Origin of the sequence: Sorangium sp. So ce590, from assembly GCF_051521365.1 — a bacterium.
GTDB lineage: Bacteria > Myxococcota_A > Polyangia > Polyangiales > Polyangiaceae > Sorangium.
This window is the reverse complement of record NZ_CP150346.1, coordinates 530,922-543,168: the sequence shown is the minus strand read 5'-3', so window position 1 is coordinate 543,168 and position 12,247 is coordinate 530,922. Positions and strand designations below refer to the sequence as shown.

Genomic DNA, 12,247 nt, shown 5'->3' with positions numbered 1-12,247 from the left:
GCCGAGGGCGCTCAGGCGCCGTCGGAGACAGCGTCCGCCACCGCGCGCCGGGCCGGTGATGGGCCAGGCGCCGGGGGCGCGACCGCGGGCGCCGCCGCGGGGAGCGCGGCGCGGGCGGTGTGGCCGGTGATGAGCCGGGCGCCGCGCTTGAAGGTGATGTACTGCCACATCCACGCGAACATGACGGCGAAGCGGTTCTTGAAGCCGATGAGGAAGAGCACGTGGACGCCCAGCCAGGCGAGCCACGCGAGCGTGCCGGACATCTGCAGGCGCCCGACCTTCGCGATGGCGCGCGAGCGGCCGATGGTCGCCATCGTCCCCTTGTCGCGGTAGGCGAACTGCCCGCGCGGCAGGCCCTCGAGGTCGCCGAGGATGCAACGCGCGACGAAGCGCCCCTCCTGGATCGCGGCGGGGCTGAGGCCGGGCACGTCGACGCCGTTCCTGTCGCGGAGCAGGGTCATGTCGCCGATCGCGAAGGCGTTCGGGTGCCCGGGCAGGGAGCAGTCCGGCTCGATCTTCACGCGGCCGATGCGATCGAGCTCGACGCCGAGCGAGCGCGCGAGCGGGGTGCCGCGGACCCCCGCCGCCCAGATGACGGTCGCCGCGAGGAGGCGCTCGCCGTCCTCGAACTCGACCCCCTGCTCGTCGATGGCCCGGAAGCGACGGCCCTTGATGACCTCGACCCCGAGCGACGTGAGCTGCCGCTCGGCGCTCTCCGAGAGGCCCTCGGGGAAGGCCTGGAGGATGCGCTGGCCGATCTCGACGAGCAGCACGCGCGAGAGCGAGGCGTCGAGGGAGCGGAAGTCGCGCGCGAGGATGTAGCGCGCGAGCTCGGCGAAGGCGCCGGCCATCTCGACGCCCGTGGCGCCGCCGCCGATGACGACGAACGTGAGCAGCCGCCGCCGCACGGCGGGGTCCTCCTCGCGCTCGGCGGCCTCGAAGGCGAGCAGCATGCGCTCGCGGATGGTGAGCGCCTCGTCGAGGTTCTTGAGCGCCGGCGCGAAGCGGGCCCACTCCTCGTGGCCGAAGTAGTTGTTCGCCGCGCCGACCGCGAGGATCAGGTAATCGTACTCCATCGCGTCGGCATCGACGGTGATGCGCCGACCGGCGAGGTCCACGCCCGTCACCTCGCCGAGCAGGACCCGGACGTTGCGCTGGCGCGACAGGACCGATCGGATCGGAACCGCGATGTCGGCCGGCGAGAGGCTGGCGGTGGCCACCTGGTAGAGCAGCGGCTGGAACAGGTGGTGATTGGTCCTGTCGACGAGCGTGACCCGGACGGGCGCGTCGCGAAACGCCTTCGCCGCGTTCAGGCCGCCAAAGCCTCCGCCGACGATCACGACGTGGGGCTCTTTCGCGGTCGATGCCATGGTGCCTCCTGGCGAGGAACGCTTCCTCGGTGGCACGCCGATGGTAGGGGCCGCCGATCAGTGCGGCAAGCGGGCGCGATCTGCGTCGGTCTGCGCGTCGATCTTCGCGTCGTTCGCGTCGTTCCCGTCGTTCGCGTCGATCCTCGGGCCTCCGGACTCGCCGCGTAGCGCCTCGGCGAGCAGCTTCCGGCCGCGGTGCAGGCGGCTCATGACGGTGCCGACCGGGACGCCCAGCCGCGTCGCTGCGTCCTTGTAGGACATCTCCTCGAGGTCCACGAGCACGACGGTGTCGCGGAAGGTCGGCGGGAGCGTCGCGAGCGCGCGCCGCACGCCGGGCGACAGGAAGTGCACCTCGGCGCGACGCTCCGGCGCGGTCCACGCGCACGGGTCGGTCGCGAGCACGTCGAGGGCGTTGCGCTCGCGGCGGCTGCGCCGGCAGCGGGTGATGAAGACGCTGAAGAGGATCTGATGCACCCACGCCCGCAGGTTGGTCCCACGCTCGTAGCTCTCCGCGAACCGGATGGCGCGCTCCACCGTGTCCTGCACGAGATCCTCCGCCGTCGCGGGCGATCGGGAGAGCCGCAGGGCGCGGCCGAAGAGCTCCGGTGTCATTTCGACAAGACCCCGGAGCAGCTCGTCGACCGCCGCCCGCGAGCCCTCGCCCGGCGCCGTCCGGGCCGCGCCGAGCGACGGCCCGCGCCCGGCCGCGCGTGTCACGCCGGGCGACAGCGGCGCTGGGTTCGGGGACCGGGCGGGGACATGGGCAGCGTGGACAAGCATGGCGGGACCTCCTGCGGATCGACCCTGGCAAGGCAGGTGCCACCGAGCGGACCGCGCGAAGGACGCGAAAGGCGCTGGATGGCGCGGGCGGAGGCACGCGGGCGCGTGTCAAATCGACAGCAGGTCGCCGAGGCTCGTCAGAGTGGCGAGCCGACCCGCGGCGCGGGAGCAGGCCGAGCACCAGGCCGCCCGCTTCGGGCGCGGGCGGCGCAGGCATCGGGTTCGTCTGGCTGGGCTGGGCAACGGGCACATCAGGATCATCGCTGGCTGAAGCAAGGTCGCGCTGCAGTCGACCCTCGAGGTGCTGCCCTGCGGCGCATCCTCGACGTCGATCCGGGCGCTGGAGCGCGGCTCCAGGGGCGTGCGATGCTCCTGCCATGAGCAATATCGCGGTTCTCGGATCAGGGATTGTCGGGCAGACGCTGGCGGACGGTTTTCTCAGGCACGGTCACAGCGTCATGCGCGCCACGCGCCAGCCCTCGAAGCTCGCGACCTGGCTGGCGGACGCGGGTGCGAAGGCGACGGTGGGGACGTTCGCGGAGGCGGCGCAGTTCGGCGAGCTCGTCGTGCTCGCCGTGAAGGGGACCGCCGCGGAGCAGGCGATCGAGCTCGCGGGCCCCGGGGCGCTCGCGGGGAAGACGGTCATCGACGCGACGAACCCCATCGCGGACGAGCCGCCCGTCAACGGGGTGCTCAAGTTCTTCACGGGGCCGAACGAGTCGCTGCTCGAGCGGCTCACCCGGCGCGCGCCCGACGCGCATTTCGTGAAGGCCTTCTCGTGCGTCGGCAGCGTGTGGATGGTCAATCCGGACTTCGATGGCGTGCGGCCGACGATGTTCATCTGCGGCGACGACGCCCGCGCGAAGAAGGAGGTGGAGGGCATCCTCGACGCCTTCGGGTGGGAGACCGAGGACCTGGGGAGCGTGGAGGCGGCGCGCGCGATCGAGCCGCTCTGCATGCTCTGGTGCATCCCCGGCCTGCTGAACAACCGCTGGACGCACGCGTTCAAACTCCTGAAGAAGTAGCCGGGCAGCTCAAGCGAGGAGGACAGGAATCGTCAAGGCGCCAAGAGAAGAGAGCAAGTCATCAGGACGCCAAGATAAAGAGAGCTTCTGGGTCCTCCTGGCGTCCTTGGCGTCTTGGCGGTTCAATTCTCGCTCGAGCAAACTGATCGGTGGATTAGACGTGCCCGGACAGCGGATCGCCTCCGGCGGCCAGCGCGGCGATCAGGCCGGGGACGAGCTCGGCGAGCTCGCTCGCGAGCAGCCCCCGATCGCTGCCCGTCTGCGCGCTCCACACGTCCCCGGCGAGCGCGTGGATCAGCACCCCCGCGCTCGCGGCGGCGGAGGGATCCATCGAGCACAGGAGGGCCGCGATCATCCCGGTCAGGACGTCGCCCGAGCCGGCGGTGGCGAGCGCCGGGTTGCCCGCCATGCAGATGAGCATGCGGCCGTCCGGGAGCGCGATGATCGTGCGCGCCCCCTTCAGCAAGACGATCGCCCGGGTCAGCGCCACCGCCTCGCGCACCGCGCCGAAGCGGTCCTCCTCGACGGCCCGCGCGCTCCGGCCCAGCAGCCGGCCGAGCTCGCCGGCGTGCGGCGTCAGGATGAGGCTCCCGCGCGCGCTCGCGAGCGCCTCGGGGCGGCCGGCGAAGTGCGTCAGGGCGTCCGCGTCGACGACCTTCAGGCCGTCCCAGCCGAGCACGACGTGATCCACCGCGACCCGCGCCCGCTCGTCGAGGCCGAGGCCCGGGCCGATCGCGACCGCCCGCCGCCCGGCGAGCGCGCCGTCGAGCGACGCCGCGATGCAGGCCGGATCGATCGCGGTCGTCATCAGCTCCACGACGCGCGACTCCATCGCGGGCGCGGCGTCCGCCCAGGTGCAGATCGTCACGAGGCCCGCGCCCGTGCGCATCGCCGCGCGCGCCGTCAGCAGCGCGGCGCCGAGCTTGCCGGACGAGCCGGCGATCACGAGCACGTTGCCCGCCTGGTGCTTGTAGATGGTCGCCTCGCGCGGGCGCAACGACGCGCCGATCGTCTCCTTGCGGATGACCTCCGCGACGTGCCCCACCTCGGCGAGGATCGGCCGGTCCGGGACGCCGAGATCGACCACGTGGACGTTGCCCGCGAGCCGCGCGCCCTCGGGCGTGAGCAGGCCGATCTTGAGGTGGCCGAACGTGACGGTCTCGTCGGCCTGCACCGCGGCGCCGAGCGGCGCGCCGCTGTCGGCGTCGAGGCCCGAGGGCACGTCGAGCGCGATGCAGAGGCAGGTCACCGTGTTGAGGACGCCGATGACGTCGGCGAGGTGGCCCTCGATCGGGCGAGCGAGGCCCGTGCCGAAGATGGCGTCGACCACGAGGTCGGCCTCCGCGAGCGTGGCCTCGAGCGGGGCGAGCGACGCGCCAGGGGGGAGCTCGGTCAGCGCGCCTCCGAGGTCGACGTACGCGTCGTGGTTGATGCGGCTGTCGCCGGTGACCTTCTCGGACGGGGCGGCCAGGAAGACCTGGACCTCGGCGCCGCGGGCGAGGAGGTGGCGCGCCACGACGAAGCCGTCGCCGCCGTTGTTGCCGGCGCCGCAGACGACGACGACGCGGGCGTGGAGCGGGTACGTCGCGGGCTGCCCGGGGCTCGGGACGTGCCGCACCGGGAACGAGCGGAGCCGCGCGGCGCGGGCATCGTCGGCGTCGCGGCGGCCGTTCGGCGGCGGCGGGAGGCTCCCGGAGCGAGGGCCGCCTCCGGAGGGCAACGTCGCCGGCCAGCGCGCCTCGATGATCGCCGAGATGACGTCGGCGGCGCCGCGGCCCGCGTTCTCCATGAGGACCACGCCGGGGACGTGGCAATGGTGGATCGCGTGCTTGTCGAAGGCGCGCATCTGCGCGCGCGAGAGGACCGGAATCACGAGCGCTCTTTCCCTTCGTCGTCCAGGCTGGATCGGACTTCGCCGTCCTCGTCATTCATCGTCGGGGATCGGACTTCGCCGTCCTCGTCATTCATCGTCGGGGATCGGACTTCGCCGTCCCCTTCTAGGATCACCACCGCCGCCGCCACGCCGGCGTCGTGCGTGATCGACAGGTGCACCCGCTTGACGCCCATGCGATCCGCGAGCGCGCGCGCCGGGCCGTGGAGCGCCATCGTCGGCGGCGTGCGCGGCGCGCCGCGCACCTCCAGGTGGTGCCAGCCGACCCCCGGCGCCCCGGCCAGCGCCTTCACAACCGCCTCCTTCGCGGCGAAGCGGCCCGCGAGCGCCGTCGCCCGGTCGACACGGTGCGCGAGCGAACGCCGCTCGGGCACGGACAGCACGCGCTCCCAGAACCGCTCCCCCCATCGCGCGAGCGCCTCCTCCATGCGTCCGATGCCGCAGACGTCGATGCCGATGCCGAGGATCATGCAGTCACCTCGAGAGGCCGGCAGCCCGGCCCGGCGGCCGGCGGCGCCGCGGCGCCCTCGCGGGCGGCGCTCGCCCCGATGCGATCGGCAGAAGAGAGACGCAGGGGGAAGGCCATGAGGCGACTCTACCCTATTCAATCGCGACGCCCCGTGAAACGCGAGCCGCCTCTCGCCCCGATCGCGGAGAAACGCCCTCGCGGGCCGCGCGCCGGCGGGGCGGAGGCCCGGTGCGAGGCAGGCGGCCGCGGCCCGAGGCGCCGCGCTGCCGACGGCGAGCGCGGCGAGCGCGCCAGCGCGGCATCGCGCGTCGCGCGTCCGAAACGCGCCGATCGCGGCTAGCATCCACGCGGCGCCCATGCAGACAGCCCTCGATCTGACGGTCATGCTCCCGCAGAGCGCCTACGACTACGGCGAGCGCTCGTCGGGCGAGGCCCACGGCGTGGTGCTGACCAAGCCCCACGTCGTGAATCTCATCCTCGATCTCGCGGGCTACACGGCGGACCGGGATCTCGCGTCGCTGTCGCTGCTCGAGCCGGCCTGCGGCCACGGCGCCTTCCTCGTCCCCGCCGTCGAGCGGCTGATCCAGTCGGCGCGCCGACACGACCGCGATCTCCTGCAGATCGAGTCCGCCATCCGGTCGTACGACATCGCGCGAGATCACGTCGACCGCTCCCGCCTCGCCGTCGCCGGCGCGCTCGCCCGGCTCGGGCTGCCCCACGGCGACGCGCGACGCCTCTCGGAGGCCTGGATAGCCCACGGCGACTTCCTGCTCACCAGCCAGGGGCGCCGCTTCGACGCGGTGGTCGGCAACCCACCCTACATCCGGATCGAGCAGCTCTCGCCCGAGCTGCAGGAGGAGTATCGCGACCGGTACAGGTCGCTCTACGACCGCGCCGATCTCTACGTCGCCTTCATCGAGCGCGGCCTCGACCTCCTCGCGCCCGGCGGGGTCCTCTCCTTCATCTGCGCCGACCGGTGGACCCTCAACCGGTACGGCGCCCCGCTCCGCCGGATGCTCTCGAGGTGGTTCCGGGTGCAGTGCTATATCGATCTGCACAGCGCCTCCCCGTTCGAGTCCGACGTCGTCGCCTATCCGTCGATATTCGCCGTGTCGCCCGGCAAGACGGGGAGCGTCCCTGTCGCGACGCTCCGCACCGCCTCTCCGGAGGAGTGCGAGGCCGCGTCCGCCGCGCTTCGGCGCGCGGAGGGGGGCGCGCCGGTGCGCGGCGCCGGCGTCGCCGTGTCGGAGTACCCCTCCTGGTTCGAGGGGGACGACCCGTGGGTGCTCAGCTCACCGGAGCACCTCGACGCCCTGCGCGCCCTCGAGGCGCGCTTCGCGCCGATCGAGCAGGTGGGCGGGACCCGCGTCGGCATCGGCGTCGCCACCGGGAGCGACAGGATCTACATCGTCGGCCACGGCGACGATGTAGATATCGAGCGCGACCGCCTCGTCCCCCTCGTCATGCGAGACGATATCGAGGACGGCCGCATCCGGGACGCCGGGCGGTTCGTCATCAACACCTTCGGGGACGACGGCAAGGTGGTCAATCTCGAGGAGTACCCGAAGCTCGCCGGCTACCTGCGCGCCCACGAGGCCGACGTCAGGAAGCGCTACGTCGCCGGGAGGAACGCCGCGAGCTGGTTCCGCACCATCGATCGCGTCTATCCAGAGCTCGCCTCCATCCCGAAGCTCCTCATCCCCGACATCGCAGGATCCAACGAGGTGGTCTACGAGGAGGGCAGGTTCCACCCGCACCACAACCTCTACTTCATCACGTCGGAGGGCTGGGACATGGAGGCGCTCGGCGGGCTGCTCAGCTCCAGGGTCGCCCTCTTCTTCGTGTGGTCCTACGCGGTCAAGATGCGCGGCGGCTACCTGCGCTTCCAGGCCCAGTACCTGCGGCGCATCCGCCTGCCCCCGCCGGAGAGCGTCGCCGAGGCGCTGATCAGCGATCTACGGAGCTCCTTCCGGCAGCGCGACTTCCACCGTCTCGACGCGCTCGCGCTGCGCGCCTATGGCATCGACGCGCTCCCGGGCTTCAGCTTCGTCGACACGCGGCGCTAGCGCGCTATCTGGCGTCGGGCGCGGCGTGATACCTTCGCGCTCCCACACAGCGTTCGCGGGCGAGGGACGAACGGATGACGGCGGAGAAGATCGAGTGCGCTAGCCGTATCGAGGCGGTCGTCGTGTACGCGCGCGGCGCGATCGTCACCCGCCGCGTCGAGCTCGCGGAGCCGCTCCCTCGCGGAGCGATCGAGATCGCGGTGCCGGGGATCACGCCGCTGGCCGAGCCGGGGAGCTTCCGCGCGCTCGTGGCGGCGGCGGGCGCCTCGCCGGACGCGGCGGCCGCGCCGCGCGAGGTCGTCGGCGTGCGGGCGCGGCTCGTCGTGCCCCCGGCGCCCGTCTCGAGGAGCGCGCTCTCGGCGCAGCTCCGCGAGCTCGAGCTCGCGATCGAGCGCCTGTCGGCCGAGCACGACCACCTCCGCCGCTGGCGCGACCAGCTCGCGGCCGTCGCGCTCGATCCGGAGCTCGCGCGGCGCTTCCGGCCGGGCGACCCGGCGGCCCGCATCCGCGACGCGCTCGCGGTGAGCGGGCTGCTCTCGGACGAGCTCGCCGCCCTCGACAGCCGCACCGCGACGCTCGAGGCGGAGCTCGAGCGCGCCCGCGAGCAGCTCCTCTCCGCGCAGCTCGACGCCGCCCAGGCGACCCGCGGCGAGGTCGAGGAGCGCGCCCCGGCGCGCCTCGACGTGGTCGTGCGGCTCGCGCCCGCGCGCGGCGGGGCAGGCGGCGAGCCGGCGCTCCGTATCGAGTACGCCGTCGGCGCCGCGCGGTGGTGGCCCGCCTACGCGGCGCGGTTCTCGCGCGGCGCGACGGAGGTCGCCCTGCAGCTCGACGCCCTCGTCGCGCAGGCCTCCGGCGAGGACTGGCAGAACGTGCGCCTCGCGCTCGCCACCGCCGATCTCGTGCAGGACACGCGGCTGCCGGAGCTCGCCTCGCTGCGGCTGAGCCGCGCGCAGCGCCCCCCGCGCCGCGGTTACCGCCCGGCGCCGGAGGGGCTCGACGCCCTGTTCGAGGGGTTCGACCGCTTCGTCGCCGCCCTCCCCCAGCCCGCCGCGGGAACCACGGCCGCCCCGGGTCAGCTCCTGCCCGCGTCCGACGAGATCGACGACAACGACGACGACGAGCCCACGCTGAGTCGGCCCGTGCCGAGCCAGGCCAGAGAGGAGCTGCGGGAGGCGATGGACAGGATCGCGCCGCCACCCGGCGGGGCCGCGCCGCCGCCACCGACGACGTGGCCGGAGCGCGGCTCGGCCCCCGAGCCGCCCCCGGTGCCGGCCGCTGCGCCGCTCTCCATGCCGCTCCCCGCCCCGGCGCGCAGCAAGTCGCGCGGGCTGTCGCTCCCCTCGTTCGGCGGCGGCTACGGCGGTCCGCCCCCGCCGCTGGCGCTCCAGGCGAGCGCGCCCCAGGCCCCGAGCGCCGCCTCCGCCCGCGTGGCGAGCGCCGAGCGCACGGCGGGTCTGGCCGAGGATTCTCTCGGCCACGACGAGGAGCTCGAAGGCGCCGGCGCGGCCCCCGCGCCGCTCGAGCCCGCGCAGGTCGAACGGTGGCTCGACTTCGACGCGCTGCACCTCCCTGGGACGGGCCCGCAGCGCGGCCGGCTCGCGCACGACCAGCCCGGGCCTTCGAGGCGCGCCGCGCGCCGGGCGCAGATCGACATCGACCACCTCGGCGCCCCGCCCCGGGCCGTGGACCCGCGCGCGTCGCGCGGGCAATTCGATCACCTCTACGCCGGCGAAGGCGCCGCCGACGTGCCGTCGAACGGCAGGCGCCACCGCGTCGCGCTGAGCGCCGCGCGCGCCCCGGCGGCGCCCCGGTTCGTGACCGTGCCGCGCGAGGCCGCCGAGGTCTACCGCGAGGCGCGCGTCGAGAACCCGATCGACGCCCCGCTGCTCGCGGGGCCCGTCGAGATCTTCGTCGACGGCGCCCTCGCCGCGCAGTCCTCGCTCGGTCACGTCGACCGGGGCGGCCTTTTCCGCGCCGGCCTCGGCGTCGAGGAGCGGATCCGGGTCGCGAGGAACGCGCGCGTGGAGGAGTCGAGCGCCGGCCTGCTCGGCGGCTCGCTCGCCGTCGAGCACGCGATCACCATCGATCTCTCCTCGTCGCTCGGCGTGGGCGTCGAGGTCGAGGTCCTCGACCGCATCCCCGTGACGGACGACAAGGACGTCGAGATCAAGCTGCTCTCGTCGCAGCCGAAGGCCGAGCCGTTCACCCAGGAGGAGCTCGGCGAGCCCGTGCGCGGCGGCCTGCGCTGGCGCGTCCCGATCGCGCCCGGCGGCAAGGCCTCGGTCGCCTTCGCCTACCGCGTCGTGTTCTCCTCCAGGAACGAGGTCGTCGGCGGTAACCGACGGGAATAACAGGGGAAACAGGCGCACCATGGCAACGGATGCGAGCGGTTCGGACCGGGCGGAGCGGAGCGCCGGCGGAGGAGATGAAAGCGAGGTGACCGGCAGCGGAGGGCGCGCCGCGGAGGGCGCGCCCCACCCGAGCGCGGCGCGCGTGGTGACGCTGTTCGAGGATCGCGCCGAGGTCGTGCGCGCCGCGCGCGTCGATGTCGCGGCCGGGGCGCAGTGGATCGCGATCGGCGGCGTGTCGGTGTTCGTCGACGAGCGCACCGTGCAGGCGCGCGTCGCGCGCGCTGGGGCCGAGGGCGCGGGCGCCGACGGCCAGGGCGCGGGCGCCGACGGCCAGGGCGCGGGCGCCGACGGCCAGGGCGCGGGCGCCGACGGCCAGGGCGCGGTCCGGGTGACGGCGGCGCGCGTGCGGTGGAGGGCGCACCGGGAGGCGGCGCTCGGGCGCGAGGCGATCGACGCGCTGGAGCGCGAGCAGCGCGAGGCGTCCCGCCGGGCCGGCGCCGCCGAGCGCGCGCGGGACCGGGCGTCGCGCCGCGAGGCGCACCTCGACCAGCTGCTCGCGAAGTGGGCGCAAGCGATGAGCGAGGCCCCGAAGGACGCCGGCGAGCCCGCGCGCCTCGCCTCGTGCCGCGCCGGCGTCGAGGCCCTGCACGCGGCGCTCGCCGAGGCCCTCGGCGCGTCGGCCGACGCGCGCGCGGCGCGGGCGCACGCCGAGGACGACGCCCGGCGCGCCGCGGCGCGGCTGCGCGAGGGGTCGATCGAGCAGCCGCGCTACGAGGCGGTGATCGAGGTCGAGGTGCACGCGCCCGCGCCGCAGCCCATCGAGATCGAGCTGACGTACCGCGTCGCGTGCGCGATCTGGCGCCCCGAGCACCTGGCGCGGCTCTCGGCCCACGCCGCCGGCGCGGGCGGCCCCGAGGCGCAGGGAGCAGGCGGCTCGGTCGAGCTCACCACGTGGGCCGCGGCGTGGCAGGCGACGGGCGAGGCCTGGGAGAACGTCACCGCGCGCTTCTCGACCGCGCGGCCGTCGCGGAGCGCGGAGGCGCCGCTCCTCGCGGACGATGTCCTCCGGGTGCGGCGCAGGGCGGAGGTCGACCGCCGCCGCGTCGTCGTCGAGGCGCGCGACCAGGCGATCGTCACGGCCGGGCTCGGCCGCGGGGCGCGGGCCGTCGACGAGATGCCGGGCGTGGACGACGGGGGCGAACCGCTGATCTTCGAGGCGGCGGAGCCGGTGACCCTCCCCTCCGACGGCCGCCCGACGCGTATCGAGATCGCGCGGCGCTCGGTTCCGGCCGAGCTCGCGCTCGTGCTGTACCCCGAGGCCCACCCCGCGGCGCACCTGCGCGCGACCGCGACGCTGGACGGCGGCGGCGCCGGCGGGAGGCCGCGCCCGCTGCTCGCGGGCCCGGTGAAGGTCGCGCGCGGCGGCAGCCTCATCGGCCGTGCCCGGCTCGACTTCGTCGGCGCCGGGGAGCCGCTCGAGCTCGGCTTCGGCGTGGACGACGCCGTGCGCGTGCGGCGCACCGTCGACGAGGAGCAGGAGACCTCGGCGATCACCGGTAGCCGAAAGATCCGCCGGCGCGTGAAGCTCTCTGTTTCCAACCTCTCCAGCAGCGTGAAGCGGGTGCTCGTCACCGAGCGGATCCCGATCAGCGAGGTGGCCGACGTCGAGGTCGCGCTCGGCGAGGCCCCAGGCTGGACCCTCGACGAGAAGGACGGCTTTCTCCGCGGCCGTATCGAGCTGCCGCCGAAGGGGCTGAAGACGATGTCGTTCAGCTACGAGCTCCGCGCCGCCGCGAGCGTGGTGTTGCCTTTTTGACATGCGACCGCCGCCGTCGCGATCCTCGCCGTGAAGCGCGTTGACAGGACGCCGTGCGCTTCTGTAACGGATGGATTCTCCAGCAGCTTCGCTCGCGGAGGAGGAGGATCGCCATGAGGCAGCAGATCGACGGGGCCGTGGTGCTGACCGCGGCCGACGAAGACGTCATGGAGTATTTGCCCAACCGAGGGGTCTTCCTGGCACAGCTGCTGGGAAGGGGGCTCGGACAGGCCTTCGGCTTCTACAAGGGCAAGATGGACCCCGGCTGTGAGATCTCGCGCGAGCTCCACACCGAGACAAGCGAGACCATCTACATTCTGGCCGGCAAGGCGCTCGGCATCGTCGGCGACCGCGAGGTGCCGCTCGGCCCCGGCCAGATGATGCACGTCGAGAAGAACGTGCACCATGGGCTGCGCAACGCGGGCGCCGGGCCGCTCGAGTTTCTCGTCATCGGCCACCCCGACTTCTGACTCGCGCGG

9 protein-coding genes are annotated in these 12,247 nt (G+C 74.0%); 5 read left to right on the top strand and 4 right to left on the bottom strand.

Translation table 11 applies throughout. The annotated features are described in order from the left end of the window. Positions 1 to 11: 11 nt before the first annotated feature. Both WMF28_RS02065 and WMF28_RS02060 read right to left on the bottom strand, forming a co-directional pair. Positions 12 to 1,370 carry an NAD(P)/FAD-dependent oxidoreductase gene (locus tag WMF28_RS02065; RefSeq protein ID WP_437600332.1) on the bottom strand — a complete coding sequence of 453 codons (1,359 nt, stop codon included), beginning with the start codon at positions 1,368 to 1,370 and terminating at the stop codon, positions 12 to 14. Between the two features lie 57 nt (positions 1,371 to 1,427). Continuing rightward, positions 1,428 to 2,150, bottom strand: a complete 723-nt coding sequence (locus tag WMF28_RS02060) for an RNA polymerase sigma factor (protein ID WP_437600331.1) — start codon at positions 2,148 to 2,150, stop codon at positions 1,428 to 1,430. 377 nt (positions 2,151 to 2,527) lie between these two features. Here WMF28_RS02060 and WMF28_RS02055 point away from each other — a divergent pair, with 377 nt between their 5' ends. After that, positions 2,528 to 3,175: an NADPH-dependent F420 reductase gene (locus WMF28_RS02055; RefSeq protein ID WP_437600330.1), complete on the top strand. Its 648-nt coding sequence runs from the start codon at positions 2,528 to 2,530 to the stop codon at positions 3,173 to 3,175. 154 nt (positions 3,176 to 3,329) lie between these two features. On the opposite strand, the gene WMF28_RS02050 is transcribed toward WMF28_RS02055, so the two are convergent. Continuing rightward, complete coding sequence (locus WMF28_RS02050) at positions 3,330 to 5,048, bottom strand: NAD(P)H-hydrate dehydratase (RefSeq protein ID WP_437600329.1); 1,719 nt, start codon at positions 5,046 to 5,048, stop codon at positions 3,330 to 3,332. Continuing rightward, positions 5,045 to 5,536: a holo-ACP synthase gene (gene acpS / locus WMF28_RS02045; RefSeq protein ID WP_437600328.1), complete on the bottom strand. Its 492-nt coding sequence runs from the start codon at positions 5,534 to 5,536 to the stop codon at positions 5,045 to 5,047. The genes WMF28_RS02050 and acpS overlap by 4 nt, the downstream gene beginning before the upstream one ends. Positions 5,537 to 5,891: 355 nt before the next feature. Here acpS and WMF28_RS02040 point away from each other — a divergent pair, with 355 nt between their 5' ends. The 4 genes from WMF28_RS02040 (at position 5,892) to WMF28_RS02025 (ending at position 12,238) form a co-directional block, all read left to right on the top strand. Next, positions 5,892 to 7,601, top strand: a complete 1,710-nt coding sequence (locus WMF28_RS02040) for an Eco57I restriction-modification methylase domain-containing protein (RefSeq protein ID WP_437600327.1) — start codon at positions 5,892 to 5,894, stop codon at positions 7,599 to 7,601. 74 nt (positions 7,602 to 7,675) lie between these two features. Continuing rightward, entirely contained in the window at positions 7,676 to 9,952 is a 2,277-nt protein-coding gene (locus WMF28_RS02035; protein ID WP_437600326.1) for a DUF4139 domain-containing protein, read from the top strand. Between the two features lie 19 nt (positions 9,953 to 9,971). Beyond that, positions 9,972 to 11,768, top strand: coding sequence for a DUF4139 domain-containing protein (locus WMF28_RS02030; RefSeq protein ID WP_437600325.1), 1,797 nt, complete (start codon positions 9,972 to 9,974; stop codon positions 11,766 to 11,768). Between the two features lie 113 nt (positions 11,769 to 11,881). After that, positions 11,882 to 12,238, top strand: coding sequence for a cupin domain-containing protein (locus WMF28_RS02025; RefSeq protein ID WP_437600324.1), 357 nt, complete (start codon positions 11,882 to 11,884; stop codon positions 12,236 to 12,238). Positions 12,239 to 12,247: the final 9 nt, after the last annotated feature.